This window comes from Vibrio sp. T13N, assembly GCF_032970445.1.
In the GTDB taxonomy this organism is placed as follows: domain Bacteria; phylum Pseudomonadota; class Gammaproteobacteria; order Enterobacterales; family Vibrionaceae; genus Vibrio; species Vibrio diabolicus.
Genome location: NZ_JAWJYE010000006.1, coordinates 1 through 22,586, shown reverse-complemented (window position 1 = coordinate 22,586; position 22,586 = coordinate 1). Strand labels below are relative to the sequence as shown.

20 protein-coding genes and 1 other annotated feature are annotated in these 22,586 nt (G+C 44.9%); of the genes, 10 read left to right on the top strand and 10 right to left on the bottom strand.

The window, feature by feature from the left end:
• The first annotated feature begins 1 nt into the window (after window position 1).
• Window positions 2–343, top strand: coding sequence for a DUF2799 domain-containing protein (locus R2S67_RS11435; RefSeq protein ID WP_317344207.1), 342 nt, complete (start codon window positions 2–4; stop codon window positions 341–343).
• A gap of 113 nt (window positions 344–456) precedes the next feature.
• On the top strand, window positions 457–729 hold the full coding sequence (locus tag R2S67_RS11430) for a hypothetical protein (protein ID WP_012842127.1): 273 nt from the start codon (window positions 457–459) through the stop codon (window positions 727–729).
• A gap of 51 nt (window positions 730–780) precedes the next feature.
• Here the strand turns inward: R2S67_RS11430 and murQ are convergent, their stop codons facing one another.
• Window positions 781–1,710, bottom strand: coding sequence for an N-acetylmuramic acid 6-phosphate etherase (gene murQ / locus R2S67_RS11425; protein WP_317344205.1), 930 nt, complete (start codon window positions 1,708–1,710; stop codon window positions 781–783).
• A 20-nt stretch (window positions 1,711–1,730) separates the two neighbouring features.
• The gene (locus tag R2S67_RS11420; protein WP_171345752.1) at window positions 1,731–2,843 is read right to left on the bottom strand and encodes an anhydro-N-acetylmuramic acid kinase; all 1,113 of its coding nucleotides are present in this window, start codon (window positions 2,841–2,843) and stop codon (window positions 1,731–1,733) included.
• 99 nt (window positions 2,844–2,942) lie between these two features.
• Between R2S67_RS11420 and nagZ the strand changes: the two genes are divergently transcribed.
• The 3 genes from nagZ (at window position 2,943) to tyrA (ending at window position 6,359) form a co-directional block, all read left to right on the top strand.
• Entirely contained in the window at window positions 2,943–3,926 is a 984-nt protein-coding gene (gene nagZ / locus R2S67_RS11415) for a beta-N-acetylhexosaminidase (RefSeq protein WP_006743111.1), read from the top strand.
• Between the two features lie 207 nt (window positions 3,927–4,133).
• Complete coding sequence (locus R2S67_RS11410) at window positions 4,134–5,210, top strand: 3-deoxy-7-phosphoheptulonate synthase (protein WP_005397501.1); 1,077 nt, start codon at window positions 4,134–4,136, stop codon at window positions 5,208–5,210.
• A gap of 21 nt (window positions 5,211–5,231) precedes the next feature.
• Window positions 5,232–6,359, top strand: a complete 1,128-nt coding sequence (tyrA, locus tag R2S67_RS11405) for a bifunctional chorismate mutase/prephenate dehydrogenase (protein WP_006743113.1) — start codon at window positions 5,232–5,234, stop codon at window positions 6,357–6,359.
• Window positions 6,360–6,436: 77 nt separating this feature from the next.
• On the opposite strand, the gene R2S67_RS11400 is transcribed toward tyrA, so the two are convergent.
• The 3 genes from R2S67_RS11400 to ettA all read right to left on the bottom strand — a co-directional run bounded on the left by R2S67_RS11400 (window position 6,437) and on the right by ettA (window position 9,734).
• On the bottom strand, window positions 6,437–7,438 hold the full coding sequence (locus R2S67_RS11400) for a M23 family metallopeptidase (protein ID WP_005397491.1): 1,002 nt from the start codon (window positions 7,436–7,438) through the stop codon (window positions 6,437–6,439).
• A 28-nt stretch (window positions 7,439–7,466) separates the two neighbouring features.
• Window positions 7,467–7,835 (bottom strand): PilZ domain-containing protein, encoded by a 369-nt coding sequence (locus R2S67_RS11395; protein ID WP_005397490.1) that lies wholly within the window; start codon window positions 7,833–7,835, stop codon window positions 7,467–7,469.
• A 231-nt stretch (window positions 7,836–8,066) separates the two neighbouring features.
• Entirely contained in the window at window positions 8,067–9,734 is a 1,668-nt protein-coding gene (gene ettA / locus R2S67_RS11390; RefSeq protein WP_005381894.1) for an energy-dependent translational throttle protein EttA, read from the bottom strand.
• 364 nt (window positions 9,735–10,098) lie between these two features.
• On the opposite strand from ettA, the gene sltY reads away from it, so the two are divergent.
• Together sltY and trpR are read left to right on the top strand one after the other, a co-directional pair.
• Entirely contained in the window at window positions 10,099–12,045 is a 1,947-nt protein-coding gene (gene sltY, locus R2S67_RS11385) for a murein transglycosylase (RefSeq protein ID WP_031780633.1), read from the top strand.
• Between the two features lie 13 nt (window positions 12,046–12,058).
• Entirely contained in the window at window positions 12,059–12,367 is a 309-nt protein-coding gene (trpR, locus tag R2S67_RS11380) for a trp operon repressor (protein WP_012842123.1), read from the top strand.
• 110 nt (window positions 12,368–12,477) lie between these two features.
• On the opposite strand, the gene yjjX is transcribed toward trpR, so the two are convergent.
• The 5 genes from yjjX to R2S67_RS11355 all read right to left on the bottom strand — a co-directional run bounded on the left by yjjX (window position 12,478) and on the right by R2S67_RS11355 (window position 17,463).
• Window positions 12,478–13,011 (bottom strand): inosine/xanthosine triphosphatase, encoded by a 534-nt coding sequence (yjjX, locus tag R2S67_RS11375; protein ID WP_005397487.1) that lies wholly within the window; start codon window positions 13,009–13,011, stop codon window positions 12,478–12,480.
• A 24-nt stretch (window positions 13,012–13,035) separates the two neighbouring features.
• On the bottom strand, window positions 13,036–14,214 hold the full coding sequence (gene pheA / locus R2S67_RS11370) for a prephenate dehydratase (protein WP_005397485.1): 1,179 nt from the start codon (window positions 14,212–14,214) through the stop codon (window positions 13,036–13,038).
• 12 nt (window positions 14,215–14,226) lie between these two features.
• Window positions 14,227–14,348, bottom strand: a sequence feature (Phe leader region).
• 108 nt (window positions 14,349–14,456) lie between these two features.
• On the bottom strand, window positions 14,457–14,783 hold the full coding sequence (gene hpf, locus R2S67_RS11365) for a ribosome hibernation-promoting factor, HPF/YfiA family (protein WP_005397484.1): 327 nt from the start codon (window positions 14,781–14,783) through the stop codon (window positions 14,457–14,459).
• Window positions 14,784–15,108: 325 nt separating this feature from the next.
• Entirely contained in the window at window positions 15,109–16,563 is a 1,455-nt protein-coding gene (locus R2S67_RS11360) for a lytic transglycosylase F (protein ID WP_005385928.1), read from the bottom strand.
• A 171-nt stretch (window positions 16,564–16,734) separates the two neighbouring features.
• Window positions 16,735–17,463 (bottom strand): outer membrane protein assembly factor BamD, encoded by a 729-nt coding sequence (locus tag R2S67_RS11355; RefSeq protein ID WP_006743118.1) that lies wholly within the window; start codon window positions 17,461–17,463, stop codon window positions 16,735–16,737.
• Window positions 17,464–17,599: 136 nt separating this feature from the next.
• On the opposite strand from R2S67_RS11355, the gene rluD reads away from it, so the two are divergent.
• From rluD to clpB, 3 genes are all read left to right on the top strand, one after another.
• Window positions 17,600–18,577 carry a 23S rRNA pseudouridine(1911/1915/1917) synthase RluD gene (rluD, locus tag R2S67_RS11350; protein ID WP_005385913.1) on the top strand — a complete coding sequence of 326 codons (978 nt, stop codon included), beginning with the start codon at window positions 17,600–17,602 and terminating at the stop codon, window positions 18,575–18,577.
• A gap of 1 nt (window position 18,578) precedes the next feature.
• Window positions 18,579–19,307, top strand: a complete 729-nt coding sequence (gene pgeF, locus R2S67_RS11345; protein ID WP_006743119.1) for a peptidoglycan editing factor PgeF — start codon at window positions 18,579–18,581, stop codon at window positions 19,305–19,307.
• A 144-nt stretch (window positions 19,308–19,451) separates the two neighbouring features.
• The gene (gene clpB / locus R2S67_RS11340; RefSeq protein ID WP_317344174.1) at window positions 19,452–22,025 is read left to right on the top strand and encodes an ATP-dependent chaperone ClpB; all 2,574 of its coding nucleotides are present in this window, start codon (window positions 19,452–19,454) and stop codon (window positions 22,023–22,025) included.
• The last annotated feature ends 561 nt before the right edge of the window (window positions 22,026–22,586 follow it).

Genomic DNA, 22,586 nt, shown 5'->3' with positions numbered 1-22,586 from the left:
CATGAAAAAGGCAACGTTAGGTTTGGCGCTGGCTTTACTTGCAGGATGCGCTGCAACGATGGAAGATCTTGCCAAGTCAGGAAATTGGCATCAGATCGGATATCAAGATGGTGTAGCCGGACATACATCACGCACGATGAGCGAGCTGCATGAGTTGGGTAGCGTTAAGCAAAGTGACTACGACCAAGGTTATTTAGAGGGGCTACGTGAATACTGTAACCCTGCTTTTGCGTATCAAATGGGGTTATCTGGTCAGTATTATGAAGGAGTTTGTGAAGGTACTGAGCAAGCACAAAAATTCCGTATGGAATGGCAGCGTGGCTGGAGTGAGTACTCAAATTAATAGTCAATAAAGCCGCTGTGATACCGTCGGCATAACATAATTGTGGCAAAATTCGACTTATTAAACTATGTTCATATTGCTTGATAGTGAGCACAGAAAAAAGGAATCACATTATGTCAACGCAAATGGCTGGTGGCTGGAGTCCATTTAATGAACTCAAAGCAGAGGATAAAGAAGTATTTGCTAAAGGTATCGAGGGGTTTGTCGGCGTCAAATACTCCCCTTTGGTTGTGGCTACTCAAGTCGTAGCCGGACAAAACTATGCATTTTTCTGTAATGCAGAAGTTGTCTACCCTGGAGCACAACCATACCCAGCAATGGTTCATATGTTCAGCGACCTTGAAGGTAAAGTCGGTATTACTCACATTGAACGATTGAACTACTAAATTAAGCCATAAAAGGCGCCTGACTTTTAAATAAGTGAGGCGCTTTATTGATTAAGATTGATTCGCTTGATCGATCACGACTTTTCTTAAATATCCTTGTTTGGCTTTCAGTTGCTCAGTCGCGCTTTCTTTATCCAGCCCGGTTAAAATCATCAAAATCGCTAACTTGGCGTCGTAGTCCGTTTCTTTGAGCGCAGTTTTAGCCTCTTGGTTAGTACAATCTGTTGCTTGCATAACAATACGAGCCGCTCTTGCAACTAGCTTTGCATTCGTCGCTTTCACATCTACCATTAAGTTCTGATAACTTTTGCCTAGGCGAATCATGCTTGCGGTAGTGAGCATGTTCAGTACGAGCTTTTGCGCCGTCCCTGATTTTAAGCGAGTGGATCCCGTTAACGCTTCAGGTCCAACAACGGGGCTGATCGCAATATCGGCAATATCTGCAATCGGAGAGTCAGGGTTACAAGATAGTGCTACAGTGGTGGCACCAAGCTCGTTCGCATACTCTAAGCCACCAATCACGTACGGTGTCCGTCCACTTGCCGCAATACCAACGACGACATCGCGTTGTGTTAGTGCATTCTCTTTAAGATCTTGCTCGCCTAGTGCAGGATCGTCCTCTGCCCCTTCTTTCGCGCGGAACATTGCCTCTTTTCCACCCGCAATAATACCAACGACCATCTCTGGATCCGTGCCAAAAGTCGGCGGGCATTCTGAAGCGTCCAAGACGCCGAGCCGACCACTGGTGCCTGCACCGATGTAAAACAACCGACCTCTGACCTTAAATGCTTCCGTGATCTTATCAACGGCTTGAGCGATCTCTGGTAGCACTTTCTCGACCGCAATTGGGACGAGTTTATCTTGTTGGTTTAAACGCTGCACAATATCGAATGAAGGAAGAAGATCGATATCCATTGTTTCAGGATTTCGACCTTCAGAGACAAGGTGAGAAAGAGCCGCAATAAGCGCGTCATTTGTCATAGTAATTTAAGCCTTCGTGATTAATTTTTTGAGTAGAGTACGCCAAGTGAAGCGAGACGACTTGCCCCTGTGACTTCCGGTAAATTGCTAGGGAGGCTATGAATATAGCGCTGCGCAAGCCAAGCAAATGCCATGGCTTCCATGTAGTCACCATCAACGCCTTTTTCTGCCGTTGTCGCAACGTGCCATTGTGGCAATAACTTAGTCAATCGCTGCATTAAAAGTGGGTTTCTTGCTCCACCGCCACAGACCAATAGTTGAGGCGTGCTGCCATGAGAAAACTTGTCGACTTCGTTGGCAATGGTAATCGCAGAGTATTCGCAGAGTGTACGCTGTACGTCTTCGGTTGGTAAATTGTAATGAGCCAGTTGCTGATGCAGCCAGTCAATATTGAACAGTTCTCGCCCGGTACTTTTAGGTGCTGGCATGGCGAGGTAAGCTTCTTTAAGTAATTGAGTCAACAAAGTAGCGTTTACCGTTCCTTTCAGTGCAAATTGTGCATCTTTGTCGAAGCTTTGCCCAGTGTGCAGCGCACACCACGCGTCCATCAACATATTGCCCGGCCCTGTATCGTAGCCGTGCACGGGTTGCTGCGGATGTAAAACCGAAATGTTGGCAATGCCGCCGATGTTTAGCACGACGGTGGTGGAATCTTGCATGGCAAAGATACTTTTATGAAAAGCGGGAACCAGCGGTGCACCTTGACCACCTAGCGCCATATCTTTACGTCTAAAATCTGCAACCGTATCAATCCCTGTTTTCACTGCGATGATGTTGGCATCACCCAACTGAGTGGTAAAGGGTAACTCTCCAGTAGGTTGGTGGAATACCGTTTGACCGTGATTACCAATCGCACGAATTTGTTCCGCGACGTAGCCAGACTTATTGAGCAGTTGTAAAACGGCGTCAGCGAAGAGGTGGCCAAGTTGGTGATCCAATTCACCTATGGCTTTTAAATTTGTGGCTTGACCGGTACAAACAGATAACAGCATTTCTTTCAGTGCTGTGGGCATTGGGTAATCGTCGTGCGCAACCAGACGAACGTGCTCATCACTTATTTCAACCAGAGCGGTATCAACGCCGTCCATACTCGTTCCAGACATCACACCAATGTACAGTTCGTTAAATTTCATAGCCGATCTCGTCAATTCTTCATTCACTTATTGTAAAGCAAATCTGAAGCGAATAACCTCATCGAATACGAGATATTCAGCCGATTTTGAGGAGAAAACATGGGACCGTTATGGGTTGACGTCGCGGGTTATGAACTGACCGCTGAAGACAAAGAAATTCTGGAACATCCTACGGTTGGTGGCTTAATTCTATTTGCTCGTAACTATCATGATAGTGAACAGCTTCAAGCACTTACTCAATCAATCCGCAAGGCAGCCAAGCGCCCGATTTTGATCGGTGTGGATCAAGAAGGGGGGCGAGTACAACGCTTCCGTGAAGGTTTCTCGTTGATCCCTGCAGCCGAAGAATACGCCAAACATCAAAATGGTGAAGAGTTAGCACGTATGGGCGGTTGGCTAATGGCAGCGGAGTTGATAGCACACGACATTGATTTAAGCTTTGCACCCGTGCTCGATAAAGGTCATCAATGTAAAGCGATCGGTAACCGAGCATTTGGCGAAGATGCCGATACCATTCTTCGATTTAGCACCGCTTACATGCAGGGTATGAAGAGCGTTGGAATGGCAACAACAGGTAAACACTTCCCGGGTCATGGTGGCGTGATTGCAGACTCACATCTAGAAACACCATACGACGAGCGCAGTGATATTTTTGAACAAGATATGGCGATCTTCAAAGCGCAAATTGATGCCGGTATTTTAGATGCCATGATGCCTGCTCACGTGATTTTTCCGAACTACGACTCTCAGCCTGCGAGTGGTTCAGAATACTGGTTGAAACAAGTTTTGCGACAGCAACTCGGTTTTAAAGGCTTGGTTTTCTCCGATGATCTGACGATGGAAGGCGCTGCAATCATGGGTAGTCCTGCCGAGCGTGGGGTTCAAGCCTTGAAAGCCGGTTGCGATATGCTATTGATGTGTAATAAGCGTGAAGCACACATTGAGGTGTTGGATAACTTGCCAGTATCAACAGTGCCACTGGCGGATGCGTTACTGAAAAAACAGTCGTTTTCTCTAAGCGATCTCAAGTTATCTCAAGAGTGGAAAGCGGCGAGTGAAGCGATGAAACGCTTGACCAGCTAAACCTCTTGTAAACGATTCAAAACACCGATTAGAAGCCAAAGTTAATTATACTTTGGCTTTTTATTTGTCTGTAAATAATTATTTACACAAAATGTTTTTTATTGTGTACGCTTGTTTTTCTTTTTTAGCCTGTTATCTTGTCGTTAAGGCTTAGTTGTCTCACCAAGGATTTGGTTGGGTGTAAAAATAAATATACAGGTTAGAGTTATGCAGAAAAGTGAGTTGAGCAATATTAATATTAGCGAAGAGCAGGTTCTTATTACCCCAGAGGAGCTAAAAACCAAGCTTCCTTTGAGTGAAAAAGCGCGCCGCTTTATTCAAGAGTCTCGCCAAACTATCGCTAATATTATTCATAAAAAGGATCATCGCCTGCTAGTTGTATGTGGTCCATGTTCTATCCACGACGTGGAAGCGGCGAAGGATTACGCAAAACGTCTTAAAGCGCTCTCTGAACAATTAAGTGACCAACTGTATATTGTTATGCGTGTTTACTTTGAAAAACCACGCACCACGGTCGGCTGGAAAGGGCTGATTAACGATCCGCACCTCGATGGCAGCTTCGATATTGAACATGGTCTGCATGTTGGACGCGAACTGCTGGTGGAATTGGCAGAGATGGAAATCCCGCTCGCGACTGAAGCTCTGGACCCAATTAGCCCACAATACTTGGCGGATACTTTTAGTTGGGCTGCGATCGGCGCACGTACTACGGAGTCACAAACTCACCGTGAAATGGCAAGTGGCCTGTCTATGCCAATTGGTTTTAAAAATGGCACGGATGGTAGTTTGGCAACCGCAATCAATGCGATGCAAGCTGCGTCTTCTAGCCACCGTTTTATGGGGATCAACCGTGAGGGACAAGTAGCGCTATTGACCACTCAGGGTAATGCTAATGGACACGTGATCTTACGTGGTGGCAAGCAAACTAACTACGACTCAGTGTCAGTTACTGAGTGTGAGCAAGAAATGGCGAAGTCTGGCCTTGATGCGTCATTAATGGTGGACTGTAGTCACGCCAACTCACGTAAAGATTACCGTCGCCAGCCATTAGTCGCGGAGGATGTGATTCACCAAATCCGTGAAGGAAATAAGTCCATTATCGGCCTTATGATTGAAAGCCATATCAATGAAGGAAATCAATCTTCTGACTTAGCTCTTGAAGAAATGAAATACGGTGTATCTATCACTGACGCATGTATCAATTGGGATTCAACTGAGGCACTATTACGTCATGCACATGAAGAGCTCGTGCCTTTCTTAGAAAATCGTCTAAAGGCTAATTAATACAGGATTTAAGGAACATCAATGGCAGTTGAACTTAACGCATTACGCGATCAGATTGATGCAGTCGACAAGCAAATGTTGGAGCTATTAGCTCAGCGTTTGGCGCTCGTAGAGAAAGTTGGGGAAGTAAAAAGCGAACATGGTTTGCCTATTTATGCCCCTGATCGTGAAGCGGCGATGCTGGCTTCTCGCCGAGCAGAAGCTGAGAAAATGGGAATTCCTCCACAGCTTATTGAAGATATTCTGCGTCGTACCATGCGTGAGTCTTATGCCAGTGAAAAAGACTCCGGTTTTAAGTGTTTGAACCCTGAATTACGCTCAGTGGTCATTATTGGTGGTAATGGCCAGTTAGGCGGCCTGTTTGGACGTATGTTCAAGCTATCTGGTTATCAAGTCAAAGTGCTTGGTAGCAAAGACTGGGATCGTGCGGATGACATCCTAAAAGATGCGGGCCTGGTGGTGGTTACTGTGCCAATTCACCTAACAGAAGGTGTGATTGAAAAGCTAGGTAATCTGCCACAAGACTGCATTCTGTGTGACCTGACTTCTATCAAATCTAAGCCACTGCAAGCAATGTTGAATGTGCACCAAGGACCGGTGGTTGGTTTGCACCCAATGTTTGGCCCAGATGTTCCGAGCCTTGCCAAGCAGGTGATTGTGTACTGTGATGGGCGTGGAAATGATCAATACCAATGGTTGCTGCAACAGTTTGGTATTTGGGGCGCGAGCTTGTGTCAGATTGATGCGCAAGAGCACGATCATGGCATGACGTTAATCCAAGCGCTGCGTCACTTCACCTCATTTGCTTACGGCATGCATCTAAGCAAAGAGAACCCGAACATTGAGCAACTGTTAAAGTTGAGCTCACCAATCTACCGCCTGGAGTTGGCGATGGTAGGGCGTCTGTTTGGTCAGGATCCAAACCTCTACGGTGACATTATTCTCTCATCGCAAGAAAACATCGACATGATTAAGCGATTCCACCAACGCTTCGGCGAAGCACTTGCGATTTTGGATAGCAAAGATAAAGCCAAATTTGTCGAAAGCTTTGAGCAGGTGAGTGAGTGGTTTGGTGATTATTCACAACAATTTATGAATGAGAGCCAAAACTTACTCAAACAGGCGAATGATAATATTCATCGCGGTTAATCGCGGGTTATCTATCAGTGTGGAGCCCGAAACGAAAAGAGCAGCTTACGCTGCTCTTTTTTTTGTCGAGAGATAAATCAGTTAGTCGCAGTATTGCTGGTATCTTCACTTGATACTGTATTGATACTGGTGTCGCGATAGGGGGAGTTGGTTAAATTGACTTGCAGACGCACGACATTATCAATCAATTGAACTAAAGGGCCCCATTTCACTTTTTTCTCTTTTTCAAATACATAATTGAAGTTTTCAGGTGTCCACTCCATCAAGTATTGAGGGTTGAGTGCTCGCCCGAGAAAGCGCACCTCATAATGTAGGTGCGGGCCAGTGGAATTACCTGAACTACCACATTGAGCAATCACATCGCCTTTACTGACAAATTGGCCGCTTTTCACTTTAAAGCGTTGTAAGTGAGCAAAGGAGCTCATAAAGCCAAATGAGTGACGAATAGTGACATAGTTGCCATAGCCACGATTACTCGGGCGAACGGTTTCCACCACTCCGTCTGCAGGTGCGAGGATTTCTTCTCCTCGTTTACAAGTAAGATCGATACCAGTATGAACGTGTCGTTTACCTGAAATAGGATTAATGCGACTGCCATAGGAAGAAGAAATACGTTGGTATGTCACTGGGCTATCATTTGGAATCAAACGAAACATGGTTGCTCGAACCGCGGAATCGATAGCTGCTGCATCAATTCGCTCTTCTAACGCCATGTTGTTTTCATCGATCATCAGCTCTTCGTCAGCGAGACCTAGAACCGATTCGACGTCGAATACCCGTTTTCCTAATAGCTGAATTTGATTGTTTTTATCGGTCAATGACTGAGAAAGCGAGTGGTTGGTATCAAGCTGCTCTTCATAAAGCGCGGTGATTTCGGCCTTTTCACTTTCTAGTTTGGCGATGGTTTGTGTTAGTTCGTCTTTATTGTGTATCTGCTGTTGATTGAGATACCACGCGCCACCAACGACGGCGGGTAATGCCAATACCGAAGCAAATACTGCTAGGACCGAACTGCGGCCCAAATAGAACTGCTGATCGCCGTCTTTCGTCGGGATCTGCATGATGATTTTTTTAGACATAGTTATTGTTACTTAAATAGGCGTTCATTTATTTTTCTCCTAAATCAGAGAGATGTTCTAACTCTCGGTTCAGAAGGTCGTTATTGCCTACATTCAATTCTATAAATCGTTTTAGTTGGCTAATGCTCTCGATGTCTATCTTGATGATCTTTAACCTAATCTCACACTTAGAAACATCCACAATTTGCGCTTTTAACGTAATCACTTGTTCGGATTGATCAAATGAAAAAGTCACATGGACTGGAAGGGCTGGATCCAAAGCCTCAGTCTCTTCCACTTTCATGAGTAAACCATGTAAGGAAAGATCTTGAATCCTAGTTTCAATTGCCAAGTCACGTTGTTCTACCTTCGCTGGCGCTTGATGGAGAATGCGTGAAAAGCGTCGTCTCTCTGCCATGTGCATTTTCTCGTCATGTCTTCAAACAGAATTGAATAGTATATCAATGCGAACAAAAAATGTTCGATTGCTGTTTGAAAAGTGTCGAGGTCGCTACAGAGTGACGTAAGTGCAATGTCATGTTCTTAACGAACGAGACGGGCTAATGAGCTCTTTTTTATAACAAAGAAAACAAAGGCCGCTATSATAGCGGCCTTTGTACAAATTACAATCAAACTTTGCGGGTTGCGATTACTTCGCAATACGCTTGTATTTGATGCGGTGTGGTTCTGCGGCTTCAGGGCCCAACGTTTTCTTCAACCAGTCCATGTACTCGGTGTAGTTACCTTCGTAGAAGTTAACTTGGCCTTCGTCACGGTAGTCAATGATGTGGGTCGCGATACGGTCAAGGAACCAACGGTCGTGCGAGATAACCATTGCACAACCAGGGAACTCTAGTAGTGCTTCTTCTAGAGCACGCAGTGTTTCCACGTCAAGGTCGTTGGTCGGTTCGTCGAGTAGTAACACGTTACCGCCCGCTTTAAGCAGTTTCGCAAGGTGGACACGGTTACGCTCACCACCTGATAGCTCACCAATGATTTTTTGTTGGTCGCTGCCTTTAAAGTTAAAGCGTGAACAGTACGCGCGAGCAGGGATTTCGAAGTTGTTGATCTTAATGATATCAGCGCCTTCAGAAATCTCTTGGAATACGGTTTTAGAATCGTCCATGCTGTCACGGAACTGATCGACCGATGCAAGTTTCACAGTGTCGCCCATTTCAATTGTGCCTGAATCTGGTTGTTCAGTACCACTTAACATCTTGAATAGGGTCGATTTACCTGCGCCGTTCGCACCGATGATACCAACAATCGCACCTTTAGGGATGCTGAATGATAGGTCATCAATTAGAACACGGCCGTCAAATGACTTCGTTAGGTTCTTCACTTCAATAACTTTATCACCTAGGCGCTCACCTGGCGGGATAAACAGTTCATTGGTTTCGTTACGTTTTTGGTGATCAGAGCTTTGCAGTTCTTCAAAGCGTGCCATACGTGCTTTTGATTTCGCTTGACGACCTTTAGGGTTTTTACGTACCCACTCAAGTTCTTTCTCGATGGTTTTTTGACGAGCACTTTCTTGAGATGCTTCTTGTTGTAGACGAGCGTCTTTTTGCTCCAACCATGAGGTGTAGTTACCTTCCCATGGGATACCTTCACCACGGTCAAGCTCTAAGATCCAACCCGCGGCGTTATCTAGGAAGTAACGGTCGTGGGTGATAGCGACTACAGTACCTGTGTAATCCACTAAGAAGCGCTCTAGCCAAGCGACAGATTCTGCATCTAGGTGGTTGGTAGGCTCATCAAGCAGCAGCATGTCTGGCTTAGAAAGTAGCAGGCGACAAATAGCGACACGGCGGCGTTCACCACCTGATAGGTGCGCAATTTTTTGGTCCCATTCAGGTAAACGAAGTGCGTTTGCAGCTCGCTCAAGTGCGTTTTCTAGGTTGTGACCATCTTTCGCTTGAATCAGAGCTTCAAGTTCGCCTTGCTCTTTTGCGAGTGCGTCGAAGTCTGCATCTGGTTCTGCGTAAGCCGCATAGACCGCATCCAAACGTTTCAGTGCGTCAGCAACGTCAGCAACCGCTTCTTCAACAACTTCACGAACGGTTTTTGATTCGTCTAATACTGGCTCCTGAGGTAGGTAGCCTACGTTTAGACCAGGTTGTGGACGCGCTTCACCGTCGATATCCGTGTCGATACCTGCCATGATACGTAGCAGTGTGGACTTACCTGCACCGTTCAGACCTAAAACACCGATTTTCGCACCAGGGAAGAAGCTCAGAGAGATGTCTTTAAGAATTTGACGCTTAGGTGGCACAATCTTGCTCACCCGCGACATGGTATATACGTATTCAGCCATTGCCGATCGTTCCTAAATTAACTGTCATTCAAACCCATCATTTTATACCAAGTGCTTTGTTTTTGTTACCGCATTGCAAGAATTTCCCTTTCGAATGGATTTCTTATTTTGAGCTGACCGGAAACTTACACGGTTAGGGTATACACTTTTGTTATTCGTTATAAATGACGAAGTGCTTTCTGCACAAGTTAGGAACTCCTTGTTTCCATCGTCTTAAAAGTTTCACGAGTACAATTTTTAATACACTAAGTTGCTTTACATGGACATCTGCATTCTGTGTAAATAGATGCATGTGTGAAAATTGCCTTAACATCACATGAACGCTAACAAAACGAGGCTTTGGGGCAGTATATGTCTGGGGAAAATGACACAAATGAGATTCAACGTATCTGAATTGGCTAAAAACGTATGCTGCGCCGCCGCGCTGTGTGCGATGAGTTTGAGTGCTAATGCTGCGCTGAGCTTGGAAAAGCAGCGTGAAATTTATGAGCAAGCTCAAGATTTATTAGATAAAAATGACATCGACGGATACCTTTCGATCCGTCCTAAAATTTCTGACTATCCACTGACGCCTTATGTGGACTACCGAACATTTATTAGACAGTTACCGGAAAAATCGCCACAGCAAGTGAACGAATTTATTTCGGAGCACGAGTCGTTTCCTTTTTCTCGTCGTGTGCGCGCTCCATACCTCAACCATCTTTATAAGCAAAAAGATTGGAAAACTATTACTGAGTTTCAAAAAGTCATTCCAAGTGGCGAGCGTTACCAATGTATTTTCTACGTGGCTCAGTTAGAGCAAGGTAAGAAAGTCGCCGCGTTTAAAGGGGCTGAGCATATGTGGTTGCGTGGCAGAAGTATTGCCGATGAGTGCGATCCATTATTCGCAGCATGGGACAAGGCCGGTGAACGTACTGATGAATTAATTCTCCAGCGTATGCTACTGGCGTTTGATGCACGTAATGGCAGTTTGATGAGTTACTTACTTAAATTGCCTAAATCCTCGCAGGCAAGGCAACAAGCGAAAGAAATGAAGGCGTTGTTTGATAACCCTTCAAGCGTTGCGGAGTTCGCGAAGAAAAAACCGGCTAATGATTTTAATCGAGCGCAAAGCGAATATGCGTTGGAAAAGCTAGCTCGCATGAATACCAGTCAAGCGCAGAGTGCGTATGATGCCGTCATTAAAGGGCAGAAGTTTTCTCCAGAAAAGGCGCAAGCCCTGGCTGACTATATCGCATTTCGATTGACCCGTACTGAGTCTGAGTCACTAGCTAAGTGGCGCGATGATAAAACGAAAACCAGCCAGTACTTACCGCTCATTGAAACTCGCATTCGCTTAGCGATTCAGAACGCGGATTGGAAGGGCGTACAAGAGTGGATTGCCGTTCTCAATAAAGAAGAGCAAGCGTCGCTTCGCTGGCAATACTGGCTTGGACGAAGTGAAATTGCGTTAGGTGATGACATCGCAGGGAAACAGCGTTTAGCGACTTTGGTCGGGCAGCGAAACTTCTATAGTGTGGCAGCCGCCAATGCGATTGGACAATCAATCAAATACCCTACGCATACGGTTAAGTTTGATAAGCGAGTGGTTCAACCCTATCAAGACTCGTTAGTTCGTATTGAAGAGTTGATCGCGACGGATAAAATTGCAGCAGCGAAAAGTGAATGGGCACATTTATTGCGCCGCGTAGGGAAAGATGAAAAGGCGATGCTGGCGGCTTATGCGTCTTCTAAGCGTTGGCATAACCTAACGGTGACCGCGAGTATTCAAGCGCAGATGTGGGATAATATCGAACTGAGGTTCCCGATTGCGCATCGCTGGTGGTTTAACTTTTATGCAAAAAAACACAACATAGATCCCGTGACGATGATGTCCCTAGCTCGACAGGAAAGTGCGTTGGATGTCGAAGCCCGTTCTCCAGTTGGTGCTCGTGGTCTTATGCAGATCATGCCCGCTACAGCGAAGTACACGGCACGCAAATATAAGTTGAGTTATCAAGGTACGCAGGATCTCTACAATGTGGGCAAAAATATCGAAATTGGTAGCCATTATTTGCAAGGCTTATTAGAGGATTACGATAATAATCGTATTTTTGCTCTTGCTGCTTATAATGCAGGTCCTAACAGAGTAAAAACGTGGCGAGAGCGTACCCAAGGAAAAGTGGATGCTTATGCCTTTATTGAGGCAATTCCATTTAGAGAGACACGCGGTTATGTACAAAACATCCTGATGTTTGAAACATATTACCGTGATCTTTTGGGTATCGATGGCGCGTTCTTGAATCAACATGAGATCAATACCAAGTATTGAGTGAGGTAACTTGATGTCGCACGAACCCGAGTACAAAGACTGGCAACAGATTATTGAGCTAATTCGAACTAGCATGGACAGTGAGCAAGATGACATGCTGTTAACCATGCTGATGTCACGTGATGAGAGAGAATCATTAATATCACGCGTTAATATTATTAACGAGCTTCTTAAAGGAGAATTATCTCAACGTCAGATCAGCCAGATGCTTGGCGTGGGTATTGCCACTATTACTCGTGGCTCTAACGAGTTAAAGTCTAAATCTGATGAAGAGAAAGACAAACTCAAGGTTTTGTTAGAGCAAGTTGCGGTATCTAAGTAGCCAGTGATTCCAATTCGCCTTTAGGTATTGGTATCACAAGTGGTTAAGATAACGTGTTAAAAAGGGCGGAAATATCCGCCCTTTTTCGTACCTGGCGAATAGGGGGAGCGTTATAAATTTGAAGGGAAGTGCTCAGGGTTTGTGAATGGAATCAGAGCCAGAATCAAGGCTTGATGGTAAACCGAACTTCGAGTCAGCTGGTTTTGGGTGAGCAGGCTGATGGCACCACCTTTCTGTTTGATGTTCTCGGTACCAAACACCTCATCCATGACATCTCCCAGCTCATTCGCATGCTCGAGTTTTTCCAATACTTTAGGCGGCAGCATTAAGCTCGCAGAGCGAGATTCACCACGGTGAGTATTCGACTCAATCACCATCCACGCAAACGTCACGTTTGTTTCAATTCCCGCTTCAAGTCCGACATAGTAATCCGCGTTTGGCATCTCTACTTTTGCGTTTTTAACGCGGTTTAGTGCACCGCGATGAGTTTCTTCATCAGTCATAGGTTGATCTGCGACCTCACTCGGTACACTGACGCCAACAAAGTTGAACTCTTGGTGCGGAAATGCACTGTTAAATGCACTTTGAACGGCATTAATTTTAGCTGGGTTTAGCGATGCGATTACGACTTTTTGGGTTGCCATGATCTTTTTACTCACTGGTGTCTATTAACTCAATTTTACTTGGGTAGGCTTTACGTTCTCACTAGGGTAACACCCTAATACTTTCAAGTGTTTAGTGATTTTTGTTAGCTCTTCTAGTGCCTGTTGCATTTCTGTCGAAGCAAGATGAGATTCCAAGTCTACGTAGAACATCTCTTCCCATGGGTTCCCCATAATTGGACGTGACTCTAGCTTGGTCATATTGATGCCGTAACGTTGCAGCACTAATAGTGTTTCAACCAATGAGCCAGCCTCTTGGGAGGTCGACATGATCAAGGTAGTTTTTGCTGGAATCTGAGTTGAAACCTCAACTGGTTTGCGAGCAACCACGATAAAACGAGTATGGTTCTCAGTTTGGTTTGCGATGTTGCCTTGAATTGCTTGCAAGCCGTATAGCTTACCGCTTGATGCATTACCAATTGCAGCAACATCATCACGATCCATCTCTTGGACTTTTTGCATTGCATCTGCTGTGCTGGCGCAAGACTCCAGTTTTACACCTTTCATACGGCTTAAAAACTCACTGCACTGTTGGTGTGGCTGAGGATGTGAATACAGCGTTTTAATGTTTTCCAGACGAATGTCTTTTTTCGCAACTAAGCAGTGCTCGATTGGTTGAGTTAGCTCTCCAACGATGTAAAGCGTCGTGTGTTGTAGTAGGTCGTACACTTCATTAATAGAGCCTGAACTGGTGTTTTCGATTGGCAGAACACCATAATCAGCATGGCCCGATTCTACTGTTTGAGTCACTTCTTTGAAGTGTTCGCAGTTGAGCTCGATAAGCTCTGTATTTTTACGGCTGAAGTATTCGCGGCTTGCCAAGTGCGAGTAAGAGCCTTTGGCTCCTAAGAAAGCGACGCGAGCAAGTGGCTTACGACTTTGTTGCGGGTTAACGAGGTTTTGCAGGTAACTTTGCTGAAGAAGCACAGAGTCTTCAATGATGGTATGGAAAAGTTTAGTGATGTACTGCGCGTCGAGCTCGTATTTATCTCGGCCATTAGAAATCAGCTTAACTAATAGTTGTTGTTCTCGAACGGCATCACGAACGGGTTTTGAGGTTTGTACTTTGCTTTTGGCTACTTCAATGCTGAGTTTACGGCGCTCAGACAATAAGCTGAGGAGTTGGTCATCCAACTCATTCAAGCGCAAACGAATTTCTTCGAGGGAAATAGGTTGGTCAGTCATCAATTCTTTCCTTATAAAAAAGCCTCCCGATTTGGGAGGCTTTCTGTTTGTTTTTGACTTTTCTTTCACAAACGAGTTCGCCCCTCCGACTATGGGAGGAAAAAGAAGTCAAAAATAAACAGTGAGGTTAAATGCATAAATAGTGCTTAATTTATGAGTGTTTAAACACAATAAGCAAGGCAGGGGAGAGCGTCAAGCAAAAAAATAGCGCCTTTCGGCGCTATTTCCTCAATCTGGTCAGTTTACTCTTCTTCTTCCACTAGCTCAGGCTTATTTGCACGTCGAGCTTCAGGTTTGTGGGTCAGCTTGTTCAATTGTCGTTCTAGTTTTTGCTCCACTTCGTTGATAGCTGCGTAAAGATCTTCGTGAGTTGCTGAGGCAATGAGCTGGCCTTTAGGAACTTTAATAACCGCTTCGAATTTCTTCTGTTTGTTTGGTTCCTCACTGAAAGTTGCTTGGCAACCAATTAGGTCTACTTGCCATTTCTCCAGTTTTTTAAACTTGCTCTCAATATGAGCTCGGATTGCAGAGGTGATTTCGATGTTTTTGCCAGTGATATTCATTGTCATAAGTGTTTTTCCTCTGTTGCATCCCTCATGGGTTGAGTTCAGATTACCGCTTTAAGCATAAAAAAATGTGATTCAGATCATTATTTTGTTCGGGGTTTTTATGATGAAAAATGAATGTGATCTCACTCAAGATCTGCTGAGATTTATCGTGAAATTGCTTGTTATCGGTTAGTAAATCCGTAGATTGGATAGAGTACTCAGCTGAAAACGTCTTCGTTTTTAGGGAAGTTTTACGGCCTAATATTAGAGGTGGTTAAAATTTAACTATACGTAAAGTGTGATGACAGTCACTGAGTATCTCAGACGAATTTATTTACAAAGCCGCTTATTGTACAAGCGGCTTTTTTGTGTCTGGCGTTTGACTGACTTTTCGTAGCGGTATCATGAAGACGGGATCCTTTGGAGCCAGTGATACCCGCTCTAGACTTTTGACTTGGTCCAAACTTTCTAGCTGTTTGTATATAACGTAATAGCGATTAATACTGGTAACGTACCCAACCGTTGAGCTTAAACTTTTCCGCATAACGACTTCCACGTTATTGAACCAAACATTAGGATCGTAGCCTTGCTGGGCTGCACGTTTACGAATTCGTTCTACATTCCCGGGGCCAGCATTGTAAGCCGCTAAGGTAAAGTAGAGTTTATTTTCCGCCGTAATAGCAGGATCACTGAAGTACTGCTTACGCAAAAATGCTAAATACTTCACGCCAGCATGAATATTGTTTTCTAGCTGCCGAACGTTTTTGATATTGATATTAGGGTCTCGAGCCGTGCTGGGTAGAACTTGCATTATGCCGACTGCACCTCGACTTCCAACGAGGTCGTTATTAAAGCCGGACTCTTTATAAGCGACGGCTGCGATCAGTAGATAGTCGATATCGTACTTCTCACCATAGCGTGAAAACAACGTAGCAAGCTTTTCTAGTTGAGCAATTTTATTGGGGTTAAGGGCTTTGTTTAGCCAACCTGTGTTATCGATGTATTTTCCGTAAATGACGTTACCGAGCAGTGTCCCAGAACGAGATTTCTGAATAAACTTGTTCACGACGGCTTTCAAACTTGGGCTGTTTTCCCGCATTGCCCAAGCGATTTTACCATTTTCACGAATAGGGATTTCTGGGTGAGCTCGAATATCATCCATCACTTTAAGCCAAAGTTTGGCTTTATGACTATCGAGAACAATGGCTTTGACGTAGCCGTTATTGAGCATCCCAACCAGTTCGTAGTCTTGCAGTGTTTCTTCAATAAAATGTACGACAACGGGTGGCAAGCCTTTTTTATTTAGCTTCTTATTTAGTGCTTGAATACTCTCAAAGTAGCTAGAACTGGCACGTACCCAAACCTCTTTGCCGCTCAGTTGCTCAATGTTAGTCATGGCTGGTGTGCTTTTGTTCGTGACTATCCACTCGTCAATACCAGTAAGAATGGGTGAACTAAAATCGACTTTCTGTTTACGTGTGTTGGTAATGGTCAGATTGGCGACGACTAGATCACCGGAGCCATTTTCTAAGGCTGGCAGAAGTTGGTCACGGGCTAGAGGAATAATTTGTACGTTAAGTTTCGGTTTGAGCTTACGAAGGTCTTTTTCGAAATGCGCCAGGAGTTCTGCACCTATTCCTTTTGGTGTACCGCCCTCAATGTAATAGAAGCCTAGATCAGCAGAAACGAGGACACGTAAAACATTCTTCTCTTTAATAACATCGAGATCCCCAGTGTAAGGAGGTTGCTTGAGTGGTGATATTTGCAGTGCGCAAACGGAAGCAGACAATAAGAGCAGCATAACTGCGCATAGCTTAGGTATCGTCACGTTCACATCCTTTTATAAAGGGGAGGGGAACTTTAAGCATATGTAGAGCCCCGTAGATCATCAAGCAAGGGCAGAACACGCTATTGCGGGTAATAAAAAACCGCCACGGTAAAAACGGTGGCGGTTTAGTTTGAAGCGGCTCAGTTACTTCACAGGGTTGAGCTCGATAAGCTTTTCAGTTCTTGCTACGGCGTCTTCCAAACCGAGTTGCTTGTAGGCCTCTAGCTGGATAGTCAGTGACTTACGTGCCGCTTCGGTGTCTGGGAAAGCTTTTTGTAGCTCTTGACTGCGATTAATTGCAGCTACCCAGGCTTCACGGCGGAGATAGAAGTCAGCCGTCGCTAAATCATAGTTCGCTAGGCGGTTTTTCAGTGCAACCATGCGTTTTTGTGAATCTTCTGCGTATGGACTGTTCGGGTAGCGTTGAAGCAGTTTTTTGAAGTCATCAAACGCTTTTTTTACTGGCTCAGGATCGCGATCGCTTCGATCTACGCTGAACAGATCATGCATAAAGTTACGATCTTGCGCCATATGGCTTAGACCGCGCATGTACAGTACCCAGTCCATTTTTTCATGGGTTGGGTTTAAACGCATAAAGCGAGAAATGGTTGCCAAGCCCAAAGCAAGGTCGTCGTTTTTGTAGTACGCATAGATTAGGTCAAGCTGCACCTGTTCTGAGTAGGCACCGAATGGGTAACGTGAGTCTAATGCTTCCAGTTTCTCAATTGCAGAAAGCCAATTACCACTTTGAAGAGAAATCTGTGCGTCTGCATACAGTTCCGAAGGCGGCACATCAGGAACGATTTCTTCTTTGCTTGCACATCCAAACAGAAGGGATACCGCTAAAAGGCCTGTTAAAGTCTGACGTTTCATATCAGGAGTCTGTTCCTTGAATCTAAATATTTCTTAAGCTGCCGTTACTTTCTTTCCAGTAACAGATACAATGACGTAATAGTCTATTTTTTCACAGTCGTGAGCATTAGTCTCACAGTTTTTAAAAAAGTTCGATATGGCTCAGCAGATTGTATTAACAAATACCGTAAAAGATAGCCAGTTAGGTCAACGTTTAGACCAAGCTATCGCCGAATTATTCGCGGACTTCTCTCGCTCGCGCCTGAAAGAGTGGCTGCTTGATGGGAAAGTTCAAGTTAATGGTGAAGTTGTCACCAAACCTCGCACCAAAGTAATGGGTGGCGAGGAAATTACATTGCAAGCCGAGTTAGAAGATGAAGAACGCTGGGAAGCGCAAGATATCCCGCTAGATATCGTTTTTGAAGATGACGATATTATCGTTATCAATAAGCCTCGTGACTTTGTGGTTCACCCAGGTGCCGGTACGCCAGATGGTACGGTGCTTAATGCGTTGTTGCATCATTACCCTGATATCGCAGAAGTGCCTCGTGCTGGTATTGTGCACCGTCTGGATAAAGACACAACAGGTCTGATGGTGGTGGCGAAAACCGTTCCTGCACAAACTCGTCTGGTTCGTGCACTGCAAAAACGTAATATTACTCGTGAGTACGAAGCGATCGCTATTGGTCGTATGACAGCGGGCGGTAAAGTGGACCAACCTATTGGTCGTCATTCTACCAAGCGCACGCTTATGGCGGTAGCACCAATGGGTAAACCAGCGGTAACGCACTACCGTGTCGCTGAACGTTTCCGCGAACACACACGTATCCGTCTGCGTCTTGAAACGGGTCGTACGCACCAGATCCGTGTGCACATGTCTTACCTTCAGCATCCGCTGCTTGGTGATATTGCATATGGTGGACGTGCTCGCATCCCGACAGGTGCTTCTGAAGAGCTAACGGCAATGATCCGTGGCTTTGACCGCCAAGCATTGCACGCCGTAATGCTACGCTTTGAACATCCAATTACGGGAGAAGTACTTGAGTTCCATGCCCCTGTGCCTGATGACATGGTGGCGATGACTGAAGCGCTTCGTCAAGATACGGAAGAGCACGGTTTACCGGAAGAGTTCTAAGATGAAGACAATCATTCCGAATTGGCGTGCGCCTAAAAATGTCAAAGCTTTTGCCTCAACACGCATAGGCGGTTTTTCGACAGGCCCTTATCAAGGGCTAAATTTAGGTACTCACGTTGGGGATGATTTGTCTTTAGTAGAGAAGAACCGAGCTTGGTTGGCGCAGCAGGCGAACATGCCCAATGCGCCAATCTGGTTAAACCAAACACATTCGACTGTTGTGGCTCAAGCAAATGAACCAACAACACAAGTGCTTGATGCGGACGGTGTATTTACTTCTTCAAGCCATGTTGTTTGTTCAGCGATGACCGCCGATTGTCTACCTGTATTATTGACGAATACACAAGGCACTCAGGTAGCCGCCGTTCATGCAGGTTGGCGCGGCTTAGCAAATGGTATTGTCGAAAATGCATTAGCGTTATTTTCAGGTGAAGTGATAGCGTGGCTTGGCCCTGCCATTGGCCCTCAAGCCTTTGAAGTGGGTGAAGATGTTCTGCAAGCTTTTGTTGATTTTGACTCACAGGCGCATCAAGCATTCACTCCACGCGATATCGACGGCAAATGGTTTGCTGACATGTCGGTGCTGGCAACGCAACGTCTAAATCGAGCTGGAGTGACACAAGTGTTTGACTCTGGACTTTGTACTTACCAAGATAAAGCCTCTTTTTATTCGTATCGCCGTGATGGTAAAACTGGTCGACAAGCCACCTTTATTTGGATTGAAGATTAGTTATAAGCACTAAAGTGCCAAGATGCATAGTGCTATTTTTGCAAAGCTATCTTTATTCATTCACTCCCTTGAAATTCCTCCTCTGAGTATCCATCTTTCTAACTGTCAAAAGAATTTCCTTTAGTTGAGGTTAGGAAGGTAGATATGCGTCTTGATCGATTCACAAGTAAGTTTCAAATCGCTATCTCTGATGCTCAATCACTAGCGTTAGGGCGCGATCATCAATATATCGAGCCAGTTCACCTCATGGTGGCTTTGCTTGACCAAAATGGCAGTCCAATTCGTCCATTGCTTACTATGCTGGATGTGGACGTAACGCATTTACGCTCTAAATTGAGTGAAATGCTAGATCGATTACCAAAAGTCAGTGGCATCGGTGGAGATGTACAGCTCTCTAGTTCGATGGGCACGTTGTTTAACCTGTGTGACAAAGTGGCGCAAAAGCGTCAAGACTCCTATATCTCGTCTGAAATCTTCCTGCTTGCTGCTTTAGAAGATCGCGGACCATTGGGGCAATTACTCAAAGAGATCGGTTTAACAGAGCAAAAAGTTAGCCAAGCAATCGAAAAGATCAGAGGTGGTCAAAAAGTTAATGACCCGAATGCAGAAGAGCTTCGCCAGGCATTGGAAAAGTTCACCATTGACCTTACCGAGCGAGCAGAGCAGGGCAAACTGGATCCGGTTATCGGCCGTGATGATGAAATTCGCCGTACCATCCAAGTATTGCAGCGCCGTACTAAAAACAACCCTGTGATCATCGGTGAACCTGGCGTAGGTAAGACCGCAATTGTTGAAGGCTTAGCTCAGCGCATTGTCAACAATGAAGTGCCAGAAGGTTTACGTGGTCGCCGCGTGCTGTCATTAGATATGGGCGCACTGGTTGCTGGTGCTAAGTACCGTGGTGAATTTGAAGAGCGCTTGAAGTCGGTATTGAATGAACTCGCTAAAGAAGAAGGTAATGTCATTCTATTTATCGACGAGCTCCATACTATGGTTGGTGCGGGTAAAGGTGAAGGCTCAATGGATGCGGGGAACATGCTCAAACCTGCATTAGCCCGTGGTGAACTGCACTGTGTTGGCGCAACAACACTGGATGAATATCGTCAGTACATCGAAAAAGATGCGGCGTTAGAACGTCGTTTCCAAAAAGTGCTGGTGGATGAGCCGACCGTTGAGGATACCGTGGCGATTTTACGTGGCTTGAAGGAGCGTTATGAGCTTCATCATCACGTTGAAATTACTGACCCAGCGATTGTTGCAGCGGCGAGTTTGTCACATCGTTATGTTTCTGACCGTCAACTGCCAGATAAAGCGATCGACTTAATCGACGAAGCGGCTTCAAGCATTCGTTTACAAATTGACTCTAAGCCAGAGTCATTAGATAAGCTTGAACGTAAAATCATCCAACTTAAGATTGAGCAACAGGCGCTTAGTAACGAGCACGACGAAGCGAGTGAAAAGCGTTTGAAAGCGCTTAATGAAGAACTCAATGAAAAAGAACGTGAGTACGCTGAACTAGAAGAGGTTTGGAATACAGAAAAAGCCGCACTTTCTGGCACTCAACATATTAAGTCTGAGCTTGAACAAGCTCGTATGGACATGGAGTTTGCTCGCCGAGCTGGTGATTTAAACCGCATGTCGGAACTTCAATATGGTCGTATTCCTGAACTTGAGAAGCAGTTAGATCTTGCAACCCAAGCGGAAATGCAGGAAATGACACTATTGCGTAATAAAGTAACCGACAACGAGATTGCAGAAGTACTTTCTAAGCAAACTGGCATCCCAGTATCCAAGATGCTAGAAGCGGAAAAAGAGAAACTACTTCGTATGGAAGACGTACTGCATAATCGTGTGGTAGGGCAAAGCGAAGCGGTCTCTGTTGTATCGAATGCCATTCGTCGTAGTCGAGCTGGGCTTTCTGATCCAAACCGACCAATTGGCTCCTTCTTATTCTTAGGTCCAACTGGTGTAGGTAAAACAGAGCTTTGTAAGACACTTGCGAGCTTTATGTTCGACAGCGAAGATGCGATGGTCCGTATCGACATGTCTGAGTTCATGGAGAAACACTCAGTGGCAAGATTGGTGGGTGCGCCTCCAGGCTATGTCGGATATGAAGAGGGTGGTTACTTAACGGAAGCGGTTCGTCGCAAGCCGTATTCGGTAATTTTGTTAGATGAAGTAGAGAAAGCGCATCCGGATGTATTTAACATTCTGCTGCAAGTTCTCGATGATGGGCGTTTAACGGATGGTCAAGGTCGTACTGTTGACTTCCGTAATACCGTTGTGATCATGACATCGAACTTGGGTTCATCTCGTATCCAAGAGAATTTCGCAACATTAGACTATCAAGGTATCAAGAGTGAAGTAATGGATGTGGTTAGCAAACACTTCCGTCCTGAGTTCTTGAACCGTGTTGACGAAATCGTGGTGTTCCACCCACTTGGTCAAGAACACATCAAGTCCATCGCTTCTATTCAATTAGAACGTTTGGCGAAACGACTAGAAGAAAAAGGATATCAACTAGAGGTTTCTGACAAAGCACTCGATTTGATCGCTCAAGTTGGTTTCGACCCTGTATATGGTGCGCGTCCTTTAAAACGCGCAATTCAACAGAATGTCGAGAACCCATTAGCCAAATCGATTCTTTCTGGTGAAATTGTTCCAGACAAGAAAGTGCAGCTAATCGTTACTAATGACCAAATTCATGCCCATCAGTAATTGCACGGATACAATAAAAAATGAGATAAAAATCACATTCAAGGGGCCATTTGGCCCCTTTTCTATAATGTTTTAGAGCCTCTTGCCTGTTTTCTGTACGAATGAACTAAAAAGGTGAGTTTTTTTTAAAAATGCACTTGTGTTCCTTAATGAACGCCCTATAATGCGCCTCCGTTGTCAAGGGAAAGCAAGTTAAGCGACGTCTAGACAACAAGGCCAGTGAGTTAAGAATTAACTCGCAGATAAATAACTTAAAAAAGTGTTTGACACGATAAGTTATCTAGCTAAAATGGCCGTCCACTTTGAAGAGAAGTTCAAAGTGTGCTCTTTAAAAATATAGACCTATCAATCTGTGTGGGCACTCGTTGATGATAATCCAATTAGAAGCTTCGGCTTCAAATTAGGTTTCAATGATACGAAGTGACCATTGAATCTTCGGATTCAGCACAGTCAATTCAAACATTACTTTATGTAATGTTCAGTATTCATTGAGCCGAACAAAATCTTAAATTGAAGAGTTTGATCATGGCTCAGATTGAACGCTGGCGGCAGGCCTAACAC

Bases quoted from the DNA above. Each gene is read 5' to 3' on its own strand.
- R2S67_RS11435 (WP_317344207.1), top strand. From the start codon at position 2: ATGAAAAAGGCAACGTTAGGTTTGGCGCTGGCTTTACTTGCAGGATGC.
- R2S67_RS11430 (WP_012842127.1), top strand. From the start codon at position 457: ATGTCAACGCAAATGGCTGGTGGCTGGAGTCCATTTAATGAACTCAAA.
- murQ (WP_317344205.1), bottom strand. From the start codon at position 1,710: ATGACAAATGACGCGCTTATTGCGGCTCTTTCTCACCTTGTCTCTGAA.
- R2S67_RS11420 (WP_171345752.1), bottom strand. From the start codon at position 2,843: ATGAAATTTAACGAACTGTACATTGGTGTGATGTCTGGAACGAGTATG.
- nagZ (WP_006743111.1), top strand. From the start codon at position 2,943: ATGGGACCGTTATGGGTTGACGTCGCGGGTTATGAACTGACCGCTGAA.
- R2S67_RS11410 (WP_005397501.1), top strand. From the start codon at position 4,134: ATGCAGAAAAGTGAGTTGAGCAATATTAATATTAGCGAAGAGCAGGTT.
- tyrA (WP_006743113.1), top strand. From the start codon at position 5,232: ATGGCAGTTGAACTTAACGCATTACGCGATCAGATTGATGCAGTCGAC.
- R2S67_RS11400 (WP_005397491.1), bottom strand. From the start codon at position 7,438: ATGTCTAAAAAAATCATCATGCAGATCCCGACGAAAGACGGCGATCAG.
- R2S67_RS11395 (WP_005397490.1), bottom strand. From the start codon at position 7,835: ATGGCAGAGAGACGACGCTTTTCACGCATTCTCCATCAAGCGCCAGCG.
- ettA (WP_005381894.1), bottom strand. From the start codon at position 9,734: ATGGCTGAATACGTATATACCATGTCGCGGGTGAGCAAGATTGTGCCA.
- sltY (WP_031780633.1), top strand. From the start codon at position 10,099: ATGACACAAATGAGATTCAACGTATCTGAATTGGCTAAAAACGTATGC.
- trpR (WP_012842123.1), top strand. From the start codon at position 12,059: ATGTCGCACGAACCCGAGTACAAAGACTGGCAACAGATTATTGAGCTA.
- yjjX (WP_005397487.1), bottom strand. From the start codon at position 13,011: ATGGCAACCCAAAAAGTCGTAATCGCATCGCTAAACCCAGCTAAAATT.
- pheA (WP_005397485.1), bottom strand. From the start codon at position 14,214: ATGACTGACCAACCTATTTCCCTCGAAGAAATTCGTTTGCGCTTGAAT.
- hpf (WP_005397484.1), bottom strand. From the start codon at position 14,783: ATGACAATGAATATCACTGGCAAAAACATCGAAATCACCTCTGCAATC.
- R2S67_RS11360 (WP_005385928.1), bottom strand. From the start codon at position 16,563: ATGCTGCTCTTATTGTCTGCTTCCGTTTGCGCACTGCAAATATCACCA.
- R2S67_RS11355 (WP_006743118.1), bottom strand. From the start codon at position 17,463: ATGAAACGTCAGACTTTAACAGGCCTTTTAGCGGTATCCCTTCTGTTT.
- rluD (WP_005385913.1), top strand. From the start codon at position 17,600: ATGGCTCAGCAGATTGTATTAACAAATACCGTAAAAGATAGCCAGTTA.
- pgeF (WP_006743119.1), top strand. From the start codon at position 18,579: ATGAAGACAATCATTCCGAATTGGCGTGCGCCTAAAAATGTCAAAGCT.
- clpB (WP_317344174.1), top strand. From the start codon at position 19,452: ATGCGTCTTGATCGATTCACAAGTAAGTTTCAAATCGCTATCTCTGAT.